The sequence below is a fragment of the Gelidibacter gilvus genome (assembly GCF_004115975.1).
GTDB classification, from domain to species: Bacteria; Bacteroidota; Bacteroidia; order Flavobacteriales; family Flavobacteriaceae; genus Gelidibacter; species Gelidibacter gilvus.
Genome location: NZ_SDDZ01000002.1, coordinates 517,782 through 536,592 on the forward strand (window position 1 = coordinate 517,782; position 18,811 = coordinate 536,592).

The 18,811-nt window shown below is 39.1% G+C and carries 7 protein-coding genes; 1 reads left to right on the top strand and 6 read right to left on the bottom strand.

The window, feature by feature from the left end; translation table 11 throughout:
• Positions 1-27: 27 nt before the first annotated feature.
• From ESZ48_RS06230 to ESZ48_RS06250, 5 genes are all read right to left on the bottom strand, one after another.
• Positions 28-9,828: a T9SS type B sorting domain-containing protein gene (locus ESZ48_RS06230; protein ID WP_129016456.1), complete on the bottom strand. Its 9,801-nt coding sequence runs from the start codon at positions 9,826-9,828 to the stop codon at positions 28-30.
• 72 nt (positions 9,829-9,900) lie between these two features.
• Positions 9,901-12,804, bottom strand: coding sequence for a PorP/SprF family type IX secretion system membrane protein (locus ESZ48_RS06235; protein ID WP_223266374.1), 2,904 nt, complete (start codon positions 12,802-12,804; stop codon positions 9,901-9,903).
• 1 nt (position 12,805) lies between these two features.
• The gene (locus ESZ48_RS06240; RefSeq protein WP_129016457.1) at positions 12,806-14,269 is read right to left on the bottom strand and encodes a T9SS type B sorting domain-containing protein; all 1,464 of its coding nucleotides are present in this window, start codon (positions 14,267-14,269) and stop codon (positions 12,806-12,808) included.
• Between the two features lie 182 nt (positions 14,270-14,451).
• Positions 14,452-15,756 carry a hypothetical protein gene (locus ESZ48_RS06245; RefSeq protein ID WP_129016458.1) on the bottom strand — a complete coding sequence of 435 codons (1,305 nt, stop codon included), beginning with the start codon at positions 15,754-15,756 and terminating at the stop codon, positions 14,452-14,454.
• 324 nt (positions 15,757-16,080) lie between these two features.
• Positions 16,081-16,527 (bottom strand): hypothetical protein, encoded by a 447-nt coding sequence (locus tag ESZ48_RS06250; RefSeq protein WP_129016459.1) that lies wholly within the window; start codon positions 16,525-16,527, stop codon positions 16,081-16,083.
• Positions 16,528-16,822: 295 nt separating this feature from the next.
• On the opposite strand from ESZ48_RS06250, the gene ESZ48_RS06255 reads away from it, so the two are divergent.
• Positions 16,823-17,821 carry a metal-dependent hydrolase gene (locus ESZ48_RS06255; protein WP_129016460.1) on the top strand — a complete coding sequence of 333 codons (999 nt, stop codon included), beginning with the start codon at positions 16,823-16,825 and terminating at the stop codon, positions 17,819-17,821.
• Between the two features lie 288 nt (positions 17,822-18,109).
• Here ESZ48_RS06255 and ESZ48_RS06260 read toward each other — a convergent pair whose 3' ends face one another.
• A complete protein-coding gene (locus ESZ48_RS06260) occupies positions 18,110-18,631 on the bottom strand; it encodes a c-type cytochrome (protein WP_190246204.1) in 522 nt (173 codons plus the stop codon).
• Positions 18,632-18,811: the final 180 nt, after the last annotated feature.

An 18,811-nucleotide genomic window follows, 5' to 3' on the forward strand; every position in this document is an offset into this window, starting at 1 on the left:
TTTAAACCTCATCTTCATTAGTTCTTATTACCTGTAAAGTGTAAAATGTCCTACAAAGTCACGATCGTCTTTGCCATCATTTAATTTGATGATGTACCAGTAATCTCCAGTAGGAAGTTCTCTGTTATTATATTTTCCATCCCAAGACTGTCCTTGACGGTAAGTACCAACCTCACGGCCATAGCGATCAAACACCTTGAATTCTATATTTGGATAGTTGATATCACAGCCTGGTGCCCAGGTAGGATGATCTCCATTTGGGGTGAAATAATTTGGAATACAGATTGGAATATATTCAAAATACCTTGTGGCACTGGCAATACAGCCACTGCTATCCGTAACGGTCACGGTATAATTACCTGATTCGGTAATAATGAAGCTATTCTTACTTCCATAATCCTCACCATTAAACGTGAATTGATAGCCTTCTGTTCCTCCAGTAGCGGTGGCGACAATTTCATTCATATCACCATCAGTCAATACAAGCGTTAAGGCATCAATATGACCAATGTTAAACAATGGCGTTCTTTGGATGCAACCATTGGTGTGTCTCACATCAATATAATGACCGGTTCCGGAAACAATATTGCTGAACACATTGCTTGGCTGGTAAGCACCACCATTCAACGAGAAATCCAATTCAGAAAGATCCTGGACACTTTCGTCAACAGTTACTGTGACTCTATTTCCTGGTAAATTGTTTTCACATAGATACTCTATAACAGCCACGGGATCGATCTTAACGGATTCTGGGAAAGAGATGTTCCACTCCGACTCGCATCCTTGACTGTCACGTACGAAAACTACGTGATCTCCTCCATTTAATCCAGTGAAATCAAATTGTGTTTGCGTATTCGTCCCAGTGGTATACGTACCATTATAATCATCTAAACTCACGCTATATGGCGCCGTGCCACCAGAAATAGTAATGCTAAACGAACCGTCAGCGTCACCTTCACAAATCTCTTCCACTATAGATGACGGTACGATACTTAAAATTACCGCATCGGGCTCAGTGATGGTGACAGAAAGGATTTCAAAACATCCTACCTCATCCTGAACGATGATTTCATAAGTACCTGGCGCTAAATTCTCAAATACGTTTTTGTCAAAGAACTGGTTCAATTGTGGAGAAATGGCATATTTGATAGGACCTGTTCCACCAGCGGCGGTAATTTCAACAGAGCCGTTATTTTCACCATAACAACTCACATTTGAAACGACAGCTGTAGCTACAAGCGGTGTTAATGGTTGTTTGATTTCTATTCTTTGCGACCTTGAATCACAGTCGCCACTTTGAACATGCACAAAATAAATGCCTGCAGGAAGATTTGTAAATACACCTTTGGTCATTTGGATTGCTGTAGAAATTGGATTCCCAGAAACATCCTGCAACGTATAAATGTAATTACCCAATCCACCTTGAGCGACTGCCGTAATAACTCCCGAGTTATCGCCATAACAATTAATAGCAATATCCGTCGCACTCAAATTAACAAGTAATGGCGGTACTGGATCAATTTTAATCTCATTGGTAACCGTTGTCACACATCCGTTGGCGTCTCTTACATAATATTTGTAAGTCCCAGCAGCTACTGAAAAGGTGGTTGACGTTGTGAACGTGCCTAAAATACTTGCAAAGGCACTAGTAGTACTATAGCTGTAAAGTCCTGTTCCTCCCGAAGCACTCAAAGTAAGGCTCGCTTGGGTCGTACAGGTTGGGGTTTTCACCGCCACTAAGCTCGCTTCTATTGCGGTTGGTTGTGATATCACAATGTCCACAGAATTGAAGCTACAGTTATAACCATCAATGATGGTAATATTATAAGTTCCAGCACCCAATCCATTAAAAATCGGAGCGCTTTGCGGACCAGAAGAACTTGGTGTAGGTAATAACGTATTTAAGGTATAAGTATAGTTGCTACCTTGTCCACCAGTTACATTCGTTACCGTGATGCTCGCATTTTGATCTCCAAAACAAAGTAACGTGGTCGCACTTGGCGTAAAAGTTGCAGCGATTGGGGTTGGTTCTAAAAGCGTCACCGTTTCTGTAGCCACGCAGCCTCCAGCATCTCTCACATTGATACTATAAACCCCAGCAGATAAACCGCTAAACGTTCCATTTGGAGAATAAGCCACTGTAGCAGCTCCTGTCAATTCGTATTCGTAGCTTCCCCATCCACCTCTTGCAAGAGCAGTTATGGTGCCCTGATTATCATCACAAGTGACATTAGAAGTTTCTGAAACCTGAAGCAATAAAGGTGTTGCAGGTGATGCAATGGTCACCACGTTGGTAACCGTAGCACAGAAAGGACTGTCCGTTTCTGTAACCACAATGGTATAATTCCCACCGGTCAGTCCATTTATGATTTGTGGATTGGTAGACGTGTTGGCACTTGTTGGCGCAATAACTGAAGCACCTGCACTATCTAAAACCTCATAGGTGTAATTACCTGTATAATTTGAAACATTGATTTCTAAAGCACCATTAGTGTTTCCAAAACAGGTTACGGCAGTGATAGGTGTTGCCACCACATCAATTAGATCAAAAGGATCTACTGTAAAAACATCAGTTTCTTTATAACATCCTGTAACCACATCGGTCACTTGGAAATAATAATCGCCAGGTAATGTGATGTTAAAACTATTGGACGCTTGAGGCGCTCCATCTGGAAGCATTTGGTATAGGAAATCTCCTGAACCACCAGTAACATCAATTCTTACCGAGCCTGTACCGTTACAATCTATAGCATCTACAATTGCTACAACAGCAGCGGTAATTACTGGTAACGGATTAATAGTCACTGTAGCTGTTGCTTCACATCCGTTGGCATCCTTAACAAAAATGTTAATTGTTTGCACAACTCCAGTATCAATGATATCGAAGGTGTTTGTCGCAAAATAATTGGTGCCGTCAATACTATAGACATAATCGGTGGTGCCTCCAACCGCAGTAATAGTCAGCGTTGAAACATTAATCGAATTGTCCAAAGCACAAGCAAAGTCAGTGGCGACACCTGAAACCGTCAATAAATTAGGCTGAGTAATCGTCACAACTTCTGTTGCAATACAATTTCTTCCAGAAGTCACTTGAACCGTGTAAGTTCCTGCTACAAGTCCTGTGAATACATTTGCATCCTGAGCTGCCACCATAGATGGTCCCGCAATAATTGCATATGTGTATTTCGGATTGTCATTGCTTACTGGAAGGTTGACTGTAATCGTCCCGTCATTTCCACCGAAGCAAGACACATGGGTTGGATCAGCTGTGAATATTACAGGGGTTGCAGCTTCTAGAGTTACTGAAACATCAGTAGTACATAAAGTATCTGTGTCTGTTACAGTAATCCTGTAAGTACCAGATGGTACACTAGAAAATACATTTCCGGTCGCAACTACGCCCGTATTCGGACTGATGGCATAGCTATAATTACCCGATCCACCAATTGCAGTTACGGTGATCACACCATCGTCATTGGCACAAGAAGGTAGTGCGGTAATGGCTGGGGTGATTCCGATAGGTGGAACGATAGTAATTGTTTCTAAGTTTCCACAACCATTGGTATCTTTAACCTCAACAGTATACGTACCTGAGGTTAAATTTGTAATGGTGAACGGTGCTGTTCTTGTTTGGAAGGCTCCACCGTTGATACTAAAACTGTATGGTGCAATTCCTGCGGTTGGTAGAGATACCTCTATTCCAAAACTACCTTCTTCAGTATCGCACTGATTAGTGATGCTAAGTGCTATAACTGGCGTTGGATCCATCGGTAAAACCACCACTGGACTCGAGACAATACACCCATAGGCGTCCATGACATGAACATAATAATCACCAGCGTCTCTGTTAAAAGTATTAGCTGAAGCCCAAGCTGGGTCTGTTGCTAATGGCGCAGTAGCCGAATTTGTCAATTGGTAGGTATATGGTGCCGTACCGTCACGAGCGACTGCACTAATCAATCCAGAGTTAGTGTTACAATTGGCATTTTGATCAATTGAAGTCGTCAAACTTAATGGAATTGCAGATTCTGTGATATTAAAAGGCACAGTAATCACACTACATCCAGAATTTGGTCCTGAAGTTTCAGAAATCAATACATAATAATTTCCAAACGGTAATGGACCTAAATCTGATATCTCTAAAGAACCATTAGCAGGCACACTTCCAGAACTATTAATTCCGGTTGAAACTAACGATAAGGAATTAAATATTTCATAACTGACCGTCGTGGCTATGCCATAAGGACTGTTTATTGTGAAAGACACATTCCCATCGGCACTTCCCGTACATGTTATATTATTTGAGGATACGGCTGATGCACTTAACTCTGAGTTCGTTGGAATAGGCTCTGAAGCTATTTCATAATGACTACACCCTGTAGATTGATCATAAACAATAAAAGTATAAGTAACGCCAGGGGTTAAATTAGTGAATCTGGTCGATTTAGACCCAATTGCATCTTCGGCAATCCATGATCCTCCTGGAGCAGCACCCGTGGCTGGATAAATGCTAAAGTAGAATGGACCGGCACTTGCCAATGTAGTACCTACGCTGACAATCGCTTCTCCACCATTGATACAATCCACTGATGATTGAATGTCAATATCCAAATCATCTGGTGGAGAAGCTACCAAAACATTTTGAATTAACACAGAACAACCGTTGGCATCAACCACGTTAATTTGGTACCAGCCAAAGTCAACAACGTCAAAAGTATAAGAAGTGGAACCATTAGTATTTAATTCCGATTCATCATAACCATTGGTTCCTGTAACAAAATAGTTGTAAGGTGGCGTACCGCCAGTCACACCATCTATAATGACTGCGCCTTTGGAGACACCTCCAACAGAATCACAAGTAATATCTTCGGAATGATAATCTACCGCAATAGCATCTGGCTGATCAATAACTACCGTTTGAGTAACTGAACAAGATTTTGCATCCGTAACAGTTACCGTATAGGTTCCTGCTGGTAATCCTGAAGTTTGGGCACCATAGTTGGTTCCAGTAGTGTCGTTGTTGATATTAATTACAAAAGGAGGCGTTCCTACTGATGAATCTATAGTTACCTTAATGGCGCCATTTTCTTCTCCATAACACAGAATGTTCTGTGTTTGCACCGCCGCGCTAATCGCTGGTGGTGAAAGCGGATCGATTGTAGTCATACCAGATTCTATGGTACACCCTTGTGCATCTGTAATTCTAAATCGGTAAGTTCCTGAGTTAGCAGTAGCATAGACAAATGGAGAATCTGTTGCTCCCAAAGCTGTATAAGCACCGCCATTAATAGATACTTCATGGGTAAATGGAGCATAACCGCCTATGATTGTTCCGGTAATAACCGCATCCGGAGATGTTGTACAATCTAAATCCTTTGTAAATACAGTGCTCATTGACAGCTGAGGTTCTATAACTTCAGCAGGTAAAGTCAATTCGCAACCATAAGCATCTCTTACCACAATGGTATAAGATCCTGGAACAATATTATTAAAAGTATTACTTTTTTGAAATGCGCTACCATTGATGCTATATTCAAAAGGGGCTTGACCTGTAGTTACGGTCACTTCAATAGTTGCACCGGTGCTCGCATTATAACAAAGATTAGAGCCATTTTCAATCGTTGCAACAATATCATCAGGAGTAGCTAAAACAAAAGTCTCAGTCACTATACAGTTTTTGGCATCAGTTACGCTTACTGTATAAGACCCATCTTGGGTTAAATTTGAGAAGGTATTATTTGCTTGTGCAGGTAAAACCGTTCCGTTTGGCAAGGTTAAACTATAGGTATTTCCTCCCCAACCTCCAGTTGCATTTACTTTAACACTACCCTCTTGCAAACAAGTGATTGGCAAGATTTCAGTGGTCATCTCCAATGCTGAAGCTGAACCGTTGATAGTCACAGAAGCCGTAGCGGTACATTTTGTGTCAGAATCTGTCACAACAATAGTATGCGTTCCTACTGCCAATCCTGTTAAGAGTATTGGCGAAGTTCCTGAAGTTGCAGTGCCGCCATTAACAGTGTAGGTGAAATTTGTAGTTCCTGAAACTGTAAATCGTGCTGAGCCATCATTAGCTCCAAAGCACGTCACATCACTTATAGGTTGGGCCACTACTTTAAGTGTTGGTAACGGCGCAATAGTATAAGATTCACTATAAGTACAATTATTGGCATCCCTAACCTGAAACGTATAAGTTCCTGGTGCCAATCCTGCAAATGTAGTTGAGGATTGGTAAGCTGTTACCGACGCAGCTGGAGCGATAATCTGATACTCCAAAGCTCCCGTTCCTCCAGTGGTTCCTGTAATGGTAATTTCAGAAGTGTTGGTTGGACAAGTTAACGGCGTATTGCTAAAGGCTAAATTTGTCGGCGGATTTAAGGCCACAATCGTAATGCTGTTGGTTGCAAACGTACACTCAATATCATCTTTTACGGTAATGGTATAAGTTCCAGCGGTCAAATTTGAAAAGGTATTTGACGCTTGAAAAGTAACGCCATCAATACTGTAAGTGTATGATCCTGTTCCACCACTAACTCCCGAAACTGTGATGGTTCCAGTAGAATCACAAGTATATGGTGCAGCTAAAGTAGCAACACCTTCCAAGGCTACCGTAGGAACTATGGTAACCGTTTGTGGCGCCGTCAAACAGGAAGCGGTTCCTATCGAATATTGAACCACGACCTCATAAGATCCTTCCGTAAGTCCGGAAAACGAGCTTGAATTCACAAAAGTTTGACCGCCATCAATACTATATTTTAAGGTCGTCCCATTAGCGTTAGTAACATTGACTTTAATGGTTCCAGAATTAGGGTCGGCACACAAAATATCTGTTGCTGCAACAGTAAATTCTGGTGCTTGGGTTTCTGCAACTTGAATAGTTGTCACGGTGCTACAGTTGTTGGCATCAACCACCTTAATGGTATAAGTGCCAGCTGCTGTTATAATAATTTCTGGTTCCGATTGGAATTCGGTAGCGCCATTAACGAAGTAATAATAAGGTGCAGTTCCACCATTTGGATACACAGTGATTATGCCACCTCTAACTTCTGCCTCAGTGTCACCATCACTATCGCCTTCTCCTTCCTTGCCATCATCGCCATCTCCATCATCTGGATATTTACAAGCCAATAACGGTCTTGTCAGTGCTGAGGTTGCCGTTAGTAAAGCTGGATTTACGATTTCAAAATTAACAGTTTCAGAACACCCATCCTCGGTTGAAATAGTTGCCGTGTAGGTTCCTGGATTTAAATTATTAAACGAATAATCGCTTTCCATCACAGGACCCACCTCATTTATTAAGGTGCCACCTTTGGAAAGGGAATAAAAATACTGTGCACGCGCGTCATTGGCAGCCAATTTCACGCTTCCTTTATCACCATGACAAAGTGGTTGTGAAACCTCGGCAGTACCTGTAAAACTGCGCGATCTTATTTGAATATCCGGAACTGAAAAAATACAAGGACTTGAACTTGAATCAACACCAATTTGTTTTACGTAAACGCTATAAACACCAGGCGTAGCTATTGAAAATGTCTTACTAGTTTGATAATTAACACCATCAATACTATATTCATAACCATTTGGCACGCCACCTACGACAATTTCTCCTGGAGTATCACAAATAATATCCTTTGAGGTAGCCGTTGGCACTAAAATGTTAGAATAGACATTGAAATAATATTGACTGAAACAGCCTCCTTCGTAGTTTAAAGTGATCCGATATTGTCCCGCAAGGTTGATATTATAATTAGATCCTGTAGCCACTTGATTCCATTGACATGAGCCGTCTTCATTGGCACAATCTTCTAATGGAACAGCAGAACAGCTGGTTTCATCTAATTTCTCCCAGATAATGGACGATGTATCCGTAATATTGGTTTCTATCGCACGGATATCATTTGCGCCACATAAAAAGAAATTTGGTAATTGTTTTCCGTCGTTTGGACAGGTCACAACCTCATCGGCAAATGGAATTAAAGGATTGACGGCATTTTCACCATAAGTCACCACAACGAATCTTTGATCTATGGACTGACAAGGTGCCGTAGCCGTATTATGAACATAATAAGTGCCCGTGTTTTTCACGGTAATAGATTGTGTCGTTCCAATAACCGGAGACCCCGTTGGACTGGTTGACCAAGAGTAAGAATCATAGCCACTACCAGCGGTTAACGTCACACTTGTACCACATAAAATGACTTCTTCCTCGAAATCACATTTGATATCGGCTAAAAAGTTGGTTGCTCCAGGCGTTAACAAACAACCTGTATTTGAACTAAAACTCGGATCGTCTGTAATGACAAAATTTGGATTATCTGTACCGTTGTATGTGGAATAGGCCTGATTACTAATGATATTTGAACAGGCATCATTTAAAAGACTACAGGTTTTCACCACAGTAACCTTAAACCGAATTTCTTTTACGGGATCACCCATTTCAACAATAGAGTTGTCAACGCGAAATACAAGTTCCCGGGTGGCCGCATTATAACTTTGTACATTCACTCCTGTAGGGAGCAATCCCATATCTGCAGGATAATTAAAATCGATATTTTGTGGAAGAACATCCCTTATAATTAAATTGGTGGCATCATCATTTCCTACGTTCTGAAAACCAATTACATAATTCAATTCATCTCCTAAATCTACCAATTGTCCTCCAATATCATTACCTGCAGTATCTTCGACAATTTTAGTGAGGACTATCTTAGGCGCAATGATTTCAATGGCAAAAGCATTAAAATAGAAATAATAAATATCGGTATGTGTTCCCAGTTTAATAGTAGCGGAAGTGTCACCATTTCCAATTACACTATTTCCCGCATTGGGAATGTTTATAATCCCCGCATCAAATCCCAAAGTATTGGAACTTGCTGGATTTCTAGCCGTAAAGGGCATTGGAGAATTGGTATTGGGATCAACAATGGATACCGAGCTATTAAAAAAGTTATTGCTTGGCCGTATGGTAGTTCCGCCTGCGGTGGTAGCACTAATTCGTGTGCCATTTATTTCTAAATAGTCTCCTGTCCAACTCTTATCTCCTTCTAAAGCACTAAAGGCATATTTTGCCCGAACCGGCCCTACAGGTATCGTTCGAAATCCTACAATGTCAAAACTTTGCTCTCTGTCAGCAACAGGACCATTATTATTGATTTTTGTAAACCCATCAAAAGAAGTGATGTATTTACTTGGCAATAAAGGGTCTTCATAAATAACAAAAAGTGACCATCCAGCAGACAAACCTTCTTGATTGCGTCCAGAAGTCATCATGGCAGAGGTCGTAGATGATATATTAGCAACCGTATACGTGCCGTCTGCGTCGCTTAAGCCTTCTATGATGTCCGTTACATTTTTATAGTACACATAGGCATTGGAGTTTCTATTGTTTGAAGAGTTTTGATAATAAATCTGTTCTCCAGTAATGTCAATATAACTACCGCTTTCTGGAGTTTTGAATTTAATATCTGACATTGGGCTGTCCCCTTTTACAACGGCAGTCCAATATAAGGCCGCATAGACCACTTGATAACAATTGGTATCACTTGGCACATTTAAATTGGCACTACTGGAGTTAAATGTACTGCTGTCATTATCAATGTCAACATATACCATTCTATCCCTATGGGTACTACTTTCATTATTCGTGTCGCCGTTGTAAGAGTTTGATCGGTGTACACTTAGGTTATTATTTCCTATTAAAAGCATATCGCCTTTAATGGCCTCATCATATCGAGGCACAAACGGCACATAATTTTGCGCAATGGATTCCAGACCCATAAACAGCACTAATGCAATAAAGGCAATTCTAGAAAAAGTAGGTTTTTTCATGATTTTGGTAGATTTATATGTTTCGTTTTCTCCAAGGGGCATTGTTAAAAACGATTAAGCGTTTAGTTTTTCTTAGTTTTCTATTTTTATGATTGACATTTTACCGTTATAAGGCTGGTCTCCTTTAGTTTTCATGGCGTCACTCGCTGCCTCTATACTATCCAATTTTTTATAGTAGATGAAATATCTACTCGTGGTGACATCATAAAAGAAGTCAATATTAGATTGTCCTGCAGCTACTGCTTTTGTTAAAAACTCATCTCTTTTTACAGCGTCGTTATGAACAGCGACTACGACATAATAACCACTTTCAATATTGTTGACATTTTTAATAATTTGAATATTATTGCCTTGTTCCTCACCAAAATTAAAATCTTCGGCTTTTAAAGAAACTGGACTCTGAGGTGTATTTTGCTTAATTAATTTAAGCGCTGCTCTATCCTGTGCATAACGATCGTCTTCATTGGTAAATGCAGCACGTTTGATGCGTCGTTTTCTCTCAAATTCTGTGGCTTCATTAATTTCTTTTAAAGTTGCCGTCAATTGTGTTCTGGTTTGTATGGCTCTTGCCTGTTCTGCTTTTAAGGTTTGAATCGTTTTTTGGTAATACACTATGACCTCATCATTTTTAAGAGCCGTTATTTTACTTCGCTCTTTATATAAGTTCTCCAATTCTTTAATGCGTGCTGTATTGGTGTCTATAATATTATCCAAGTCTGTCTGGATGGCCTGAAGCGCATTATTTTCTTCCGTAATACTCTTGAAGGCTTTTGGTGCACTGTAAATACCTTGTTCGCTCAAATCATTTTCTTCTTTCAAATCCTTGAGATCTCTATCTTTACTAGCTACCATCGCATTCAGCCTGGCCAACAATTCATCTTGAGTATCTTTTGAAGATTCCGTTAAATCGGCAAGAGACTTCATTGAAATACCAATGGCATCTGTTGGATTATTTAAGGCTTTTTCTTCAAGTTCCTTTTTAGCCAGAGCAGCGTTTTCTGCATCTAACTTCGCTAAAGCTTCAGCTTCAGCTTCTTGTTTCGCTTTTGCTTCAGCTAAGGCCGCCAGTTCAATAGCTCTTGCTTCTTGCTGAGCCTTTTCTTCTGATGTCACTCTTGAAGCATTCTCTGCTTCAGTCTTTGCTTTTGTTTCTATAGCCAATTGTGCTTCAGCATCTTGTTTAGCTTTTGCTGCAGCGGCCAATTGTGCTGCGGCTGCGGCATCAGCTTTTACCTTTGCATCTGCTGCTAATTTCTCCTTCGCTGCTGCCTCTGTCTCAGCTTTCTTTTGAGCCGCTAATTCTTCTTTAGCGTCTTGGTCTGCTTTGGCTTTTGCTGCTTCAGCTAATTTAGCCTGCGCTTCTGCTTTTGCTTTAGCATCTGCCTTAGCTTTCTCTTGAGCCGCTAATTCTGCTTTCGCATCTTGGTCTGCTTTCGCTTTTGCTGCTTCAGCTAGTTTGGCCTGTGCCTCTGCTTTTGCTTTCGCATCTGCCTTAGCTTTCTCTTGAGCCGCTAACGCCAATTTCGCATCTGCATCACGTTTGGCAATGGCATCACTTTCAGCTTTGGCTTTATTTTGAGCATCTAGTTTTTGTTGAACTTCTCTTGCTTTCTGATCAAGGATTTCAGTTGCGGAAATTTCTTCTGCTTTTAATTTTGCAGCGGCATCAGCCTCAGATTTAGCCACAATAGCGCGTTCTTGCTCTTCTTGTTTGGCTTTGTTTTCTGCGGCTATTTTTGCTTCCGATTGACGTTCTACTTTGGCTTTAGCCACAGCTGCTATCTGTGTACGTGTTTCAGCTTTACCTTTTGCTCTTTCTTTTATCTCTTCTCTTTTTGCTGTTGATTCTGCCAATAGCTGCGCTCTTGTTTCAGCATCCATTCTTGGTTGGCTTGATGCTAGAACACGTTTGTTATCTGAATTGATAAGTGCAGACATTTCATCTTCATCACCATAGTTATAACGTGTGTGGTTATTATTGTTGAGTTTAAATGCCAAAGTAATTTCATGTGAAGGTCCAAAATGAGTCAGATCTCCCACTGCTTTTTCAAAATTATATTCGATGGCAATTTGTTTTGTAATATTAAGTCCTAAACCTGCAGAGGCTCCATAAAGTGTATTATAACCTACTTGTGCCCAGATTCCCTTAGGAACGGTCAACATGGCAATTCCTGAAATTGTGGTCTCATCCTTTCCAAATTCAGACCGCACCAAACCTGAAAATTTTGATTCATCAAAAAATCCTCCACTATAGATGTAACCTGTATACATCATATGAGCTTGAAGGGTTTGGCGAGGATCATCTTCAAGAAGTTCGGACGACTGCACATTATAAAGTACCAGATTGTTGACAGAAACACCAAAATCCATAAATTCGATACCATAATTAATACCTGGATTTACAGTAAGTAAAAGATGTGATGGCACATGATCCAAAGACGGATCAGGAAAATTCGTGACCACCTTGCCTGTATTTAATCCGCTTTTATAAACCCCTAAATTTAACCCGAAAGTCAAATTGCTATTCTGCTTTAATCTGGCATTATATGCAAAGTTTAAAATGCCCCCAAAAGTGGTCAATACGCCATAGTTTTGTTGGAACAAACCTATTCCTGCGCCTATATTTTCGGCAAAACGACCGGAATATCCTGCCAGATAGGTTTGAGGGGCGTCATCAAATTGAACCCATTCTCTCTTATTATAAAGACTGATATATTTATTTTGCTCTCTAACAAAACTGAAGGTTGGGTTGATAGCATATCTATTGAATGTTAGTGAATTCCTAACAGGTATCGCAAGTGAGACCACGCCATCATCTTCTTGGGAATAAAACATCTGTATGGAACAGAAACTACATATTATGGTTAGTAAAAATGTCTTCATTGGGCTACGCCATCCGTTTTTATTAATGCACACTTGGAACATTCCCGAGAGACCTTGTCTTGTCCGATTGCTATTTAGGAATGTCTGTTTCATATTATTTAACTACAGTAATGGAACCTTTTTTTGTTTGTTGGTCTTGAGTGATTATGATATAGTAAAACACTTGATTGATACTGTTCAATACCAATGGTGTTTCAGGCCAATTGTTCAAATAGTCTTTAGTTTGCAACACTACCTTGCCTTGATTTGTCATTATGATCACTTCGGTATTGGTACCGCTCACATATTTTGTGGGGATGATCCAGGTGTCATTGATGCCATCTCCGTTAGGACTGATCAAATTGGGAATATTTTCCACCTCTGGAAAAGGATCCATAGATTCACTTATGGAAAAATTAAATTCTTCTGAAACCTTACACCCTGTAGTTTGAGTAACGATCACTTTATAATTGCCAAATGATCTGGCTTCAAGAAAATTATCCTGAGCACCAGAAATTATAACATTGTTTAAATACCATTCAAATTTTGGATTGACCGCATCGGTTGTTACCGTTGCCCATAAATTGTCTCCCTCTTCCATAATATTATCATCCTCCACATCTATGGAACTTTCAAAACCTCTGCTTTCCAATTCAATCGATCCAGATGCCGAACAACTTCCCAAATCCACCTTTACTGAAAAAGTGCCAGATTCATCTGTTTGGTACTTTTGGTTGATAGCACCTGTTATTGGAGTTCCATTTTTGAACCATTGGTAACTCACACCGCCAAGCGTACTTAAGGTAGTCATGCCGTTGGCTGGGCAAAACGGGTTTCCTAAACTTGAAACTATGGAAGCATTAGCCTCTCCTGAAGTGACCTCACTTATCTTAACACGGTTTGAAAATGAATTTGAAGTACAAGTTCCATAATTGGTTTTCACAAAATAGGTACCTGGTTGATTAACAGATAAAGTAGCGCCATCTCCTACATATGTTGACGTTGTAGGACTGGTTTCTTTGTACCATTTATAGGTAAGCGATGGATAATTTAAAGGGGAATCATTGGAGCCAATACCAGGTTTATCAATGGTCAACAGATAAGTTCCACCGGTACAATACGCTCCCGTAGAAACTAAATTATTGATTGTAAAGGGACTGTCCTGCAATTTATAGTAAGCTGCAAAACGAGCAGAACTTGAACTGCTTGCTACAGGTCCCGTGCTTTTTACTCTCAACCTATAATTTTCACCGGCTGTATTTTCAGGGATTGCAAAGGTGAATGCCGCTGGAGATGTGGTTACAGCTCCTGGTTCTGAAGTATAGACGACTGTAGCATTTGAAAAATTTCCTGTGTCATCAGACATTTCAACAATAAACCGATTGGTTGGACTAAGCTCAGACTCTGGAGAAAATACAAAAGATATGTTATAGGTGTTGAAGGAAGCGCTCGCACACGCTCGGGTGTACCCTAAATTAGGAGTACCAATAACTATCTGGGCGTTTATTTGTCCAGAAAGTAGAAGAACAAAAATACCAAGTATAAAAAAATAGCTTTTTAGAGTAGTAGTTTTACGCATTCAGGGTTTATTAGTTATTGTCTATTTTAATCTTCTTAATTGCTTTTGCAGCAAGAAGGCCTTCTAAAATTCAATACCACTATCGTATATCAGGAAAACTTGCCAGACAAGAGCTGACAAGTGTTTAAGATGGAAAGCGTGTAAAGATTTGGGGCCATATCTGTAACTACAAAACTCTCAGGTTAATCTTCTCTATCGTTCGATGCAATAATCTTATTAATACGAAGTCTAAAGTCGGGACGTCTGCCATTCTTAACATCAATAAATGTTTCGGCATCATTGCCTTTTGAATACACATTAAAAAAGATGCTATTGCCATACCAATTCTCTAAATCGGCATTATTCGAGTCGTTTTCAGTAAAAATATTTCCATTGCAATTATTGAAATACATGTCATTGAATTTTATCCTATCTAAATTCTTACTGTTTATTTTAACATTGCTGTCAATTATAACTGCTGGATTAAATCCGGAAATCACACTTTTACGCATGTCCAAAGAAGCATCCTCAGAAATGTATAACGCTTCCTTAACCAAACCGACCTTAATATCTGATGCTAAATTGTCGCTCACATTGATTAAGGTTAAGTTTTCAGCGATCACAAAAGTACCTTTCTTAGCAAAGTCTACTTCATCCTTTTTATCGTAAGATGCTATATACATCGTGCGTGATCCATCTGAACCCGATACATAAGGAGATCTAATGGCCAAGGAATTACTGATGTTACATTGTGTTCCAAAATTGAACTCGTAGTCGTTACTTCTGGTTCTAAAAGAAATCATTTTTTCTAAATTGACTTCTCCTCCTAATACATTAAAGGAATTACCGTCAGAATAGCTCACCATGATATTTTCTATAACGGTCTTTTTTCCAACTCCCGCCAAGGTAAGCGAGCTGAAGTAGCCAAATTCTTTTGTACGTTTTCCCGCAAATTCAATCCTTACGTATTTTAATACCCCAGAATTACTTTGTGGATTTTTACCACCATAACTGATGTCTCCAAAAGAAGATGGGCGCAATCCATAATTTACAGAAGAGGCATTACCAAATTTGTTGATTGGTGCATCTCCAAGAATAAAAATGCCGCCCCAATCGCCTTCCTTCTTCACACTTCTGTTTGAAGTGAAAATGATAGGATCAGTTTCCAATCCTTCCGCCATTATTTTAGAGCCATTAGAAATGATAAGCGCACCGTTGGTTTTAAAATCGCCAATGATGACAGTTCCTGGTTCAATAGTAAGGGTTGTGCTATCGGTTACAAACACACTTCCCAATAAAAGATAGGTATCTCTCTTATAAAGTTTCGTGTCTTGCGTTATATTACCACTTAAGATTTGGGTTGGCTCACCATGTTCAACATGGTTAGGTCTAAATTCTGTCCAATTATTTAGCCAGTTATTCTTGCCAATTATTCCTTTTTCCTGCTGAGCAAAACTGCTGCTCGCCATCAAAAGAAATAGACATATGGTTTGGGTAAAGATTTTCATAAGTAATTGAATTAGTAGTAGATTTAGGATTCTTTAACTATTTGATTCAAACATATAAACAAATCCTATGAAATACAAATAAAGTCGATGAAATGCACGAATTAATTTACTGACGTAAAGCGATTCTTACATTTATAAGCATTTTAAAGAAAACTCTTATACATTTTCAGAAGGCTTTGTACTGAATATGATTGTTTTTTGTCGCTCTAAGTCATATTATTTTAGTGCCTTACAGCCCAGAAAAAATCCCAGAGTCATCTCCAGGATTCTAAAAAAGCGGATATGATAAATAGGTGTTGTTTCTCTCTTGAATGTCAGCGGAACTTAATACTTGTTGAACTCACTGTAGGTATGAAGTGATTTCAAGGTTTCTTCGTAAAATAGAATGGCAGAAATTAAATTAGATTTATCAGAGTATGGCAAGACCTTGTTTTGGAAAGACATGGTGCTTTCAAAATAAGTGTTGACGGCCTTAACATTTTCTTCCAAGGCTTTTCTGTTGTCTTTGGTATCGGGAATCCCCAAAGAGCTCATCGTTACGCCTGGTTTTGTCGCAAAAGCAATATTGGGCAAAATTTTAACTATAACTTCAATGCGCTCATTATATAGGGTTAAAAGTTCTCCTTTTGGCAGTTGATCCAATTCGGTACGATCATGATATTTTGCAATCGATACTTTTCCAGTGATAATGCTTTGAGGGTCTTTTTGCGCAAAACCATAGCTTGTCATTAGTAAAAATACCATACAAAGTAAAGTAAGTTTAGATTTCATAAGTGAGATTTTAGGGTTATTAGAGCAAATTTATGTAATTAAACGAAAAAAACAAGCGTTTTGTCGATTATTTTACCTTTGTATATCTATAAAGATGTAAAGGACTGAAATTTAGTTTCTTGATTTAAAAAATTTCAGCAGCATTCAGATGCCTTTTTGCAAAAAATAATACGTTGTTTCGCGATGACTTTGAGCTGAAAAGATGGCAACAATGATTTAGAGTTAAGAACATCTCCTTTCGTCTACATAATAGCGATGTTTAAATGTTTTATTTGGCTTACTTTTGCCCGAGTTTATGGATTCACTTACACAAATTATATTAGGAGCCGCGGTTGGCGAAGCTGTTTTAGGAAAAAAAATTGGCAATAAAGCCATGTTATATGGTGCTATTGCTGGCACAATACCAGACTTGGACATCTTTGCCTCCTATTTTACAGATACTGTATCAGCTTTAGAAATACATCGAGGGTTTTCACATTCCATTGTGTTTTCTGCTATTTTCGCTCCCGTCTGCGCATGGGTGGTGACACGCTATGAAGCCTATAAGGATTTTAAAGGCTGGACTTGGTTGTTTTTCTTGGCGCTTTTCACCCATCCACTCTTGGATGCTTTTACCACTTGGGGAACCCAATTGTTTTGGCCATTGGACACACGACTTGCCTTTAAATCCATTTTTGTGATTGATCCGCTCTATACCTTACCGTTTTTAATCTTTTTAATTTTGGCGATGTTGCAAAAGAGAACCGCCAAAAAACGTCGGGTGTATAATAACCTTGGTCTCATTGTGAGCTCCTCCTATTTAGCGTTGACATTACTCTTGAAATGGATTGCGTTTACGAAGTTCGAATCGGCGTTAATGGATCAAAACATTGCCTATAAACAGATAGATACACGGCCTTCCCCCATGAATACCATTCTTTGGAGTGCCAATATAGAAACCGAAGATGCCTATTTATTGGGCTATTATTCATTTTTCGACACGCAGCCTATCACTTTTGAAGCATACAAAAAAAACCATGAACTTTTGGGAGATCTTGCTGAAGACGAAAAGGTGCAACAGATGATTGCCATTTCAAAAGGCTGGTACACCATTATTAATAAGGACAATAAACTTTTGTTCAGCGATTTGAGATTCGGTTTGTTAAGCATGGATGAAGGCGCACAAAATTTCGTTTTTCAATATGAAATTGTCCGGGATGAACATGGACAAGTTCAATTTGTAGAACAAGAAAAAAGCAACCTTGACGGAAAAAAATTGATGTCAGACTTATGGGTCCGCATCAAAGGGAATTAGACCATGGCAGCCGTTTTATTAGGCTGGATAATCTAAATTTTGAGTTTTACTGATTTGAACATAATTACATTTTTAGAGTTTATCAAACTTACAGGTTATCTCAGGCTATCTCTTTTTTGAGCAAAGAAAATAGCCGTCTTCACTTTAATTTATAAGCTATCGATTTAATTTAGAGTTTATTTAAGAAATGTTGCCAATAAATAACGCTGAAGTATTCAATATCAATAGTAAAAACTCATAACCTACTCTTTTTAATATTTCAAAAGTTCTTAAATGAGAACACATAACTTACTGTTTCCTTTGGGCTTCCAATTCTTTCTCTTTTCTATTATCCCTTTCTGGATCATAGGTCTTATACATCCCACCCATTTGTGATAAATACTTTTCTGGATTGACAGTCCCACGATGGCACATCACACAATTGACCACATGCACTTGGTTTGGGATCGGTTCGGGAAAGTAGGGTTTAAAATAATTATCGTTGAGGTCATTGGTCATTTTTATCATCCCACGCGCAATTTCCTTTTCAATTTTCGCGTCACTAGCAAAATCCAATTCTTTGGGATCAGTACTACTGGACACATGGCAGTGATTACATTTTACCCCAAGAGACATGGCGAAATTCTTCATGAGATGCTCCAAACTGTCCTTGGAAATATTTTGAGGAAGGACTTTGAGGTTTTCCCAAGGCGTTTGTGGAACATAACTTTCACTGGCTCGGAGATCAGCCTTAAAAGAATAAAAGCTCATCACCACAACCAAAATACCAATAGTGGACAAAAAAACGAGTAATTTTTTATAAGTTTTCATAAGGTCTTTATTGTTAGTGAATTGAGACATTAAGGTATGAAATAATTCTTTTAGATTTAATTTAATTTAATCGATAATGAGGCGTTAGGAAAATGCAGGAATTTAACAGAACAGCCAGAAAACTCTATACACTTATTAAGTTCTTTTTCTGAATCCAGTAAAAACTTGTGTTTCTCTAAG

What these genes read in the sequence shown, in the direction of transcription:
- ESZ48_RS06245 (WP_129016458.1), bottom strand. Translation starts at nt 15,756, where the DNA reads ATGAAAATCTTTACCCAAACCATATGTCTATTTCTTTTGATGGCGAGC.
- ESZ48_RS06235 (WP_223266374.1), bottom strand. Translation starts at nt 12,804, where the DNA reads ATGAAACAGACATTCCTAAATAGCAATCGGACAAGACAAGGTCTCTCG.
- ESZ48_RS06255 (WP_129016460.1), top strand. Translation starts at nt 16,823, where the DNA reads ATGGATTCACTTACACAAATTATATTAGGAGCCGCGGTTGGCGAAGCT.
- ESZ48_RS06260 (WP_190246204.1), bottom strand. Translation starts at nt 18,631, where the DNA reads ATGAAAACTTATAAAAAATTACTCGTTTTTTTGTCCACTATTGGTATT.
- ESZ48_RS06250 (WP_129016459.1), bottom strand. Translation starts at nt 16,527, where the DNA reads ATGAAATCTAAACTTACTTTACTTTGTATGGTATTTTTACTAATGACA.
- ESZ48_RS06240 (WP_129016457.1), bottom strand. Translation starts at nt 14,269, where the DNA reads ATGCGTAAAACTACTACTCTAAAAAGCTATTTTTTTATACTTGGTATT.
- ESZ48_RS06230 (WP_129016456.1), bottom strand. Translation starts at nt 9,828, where the DNA reads ATGAAAAAACCTACTTTTTCTAGAATTGCCTTTATTGCATTAGTGCTG.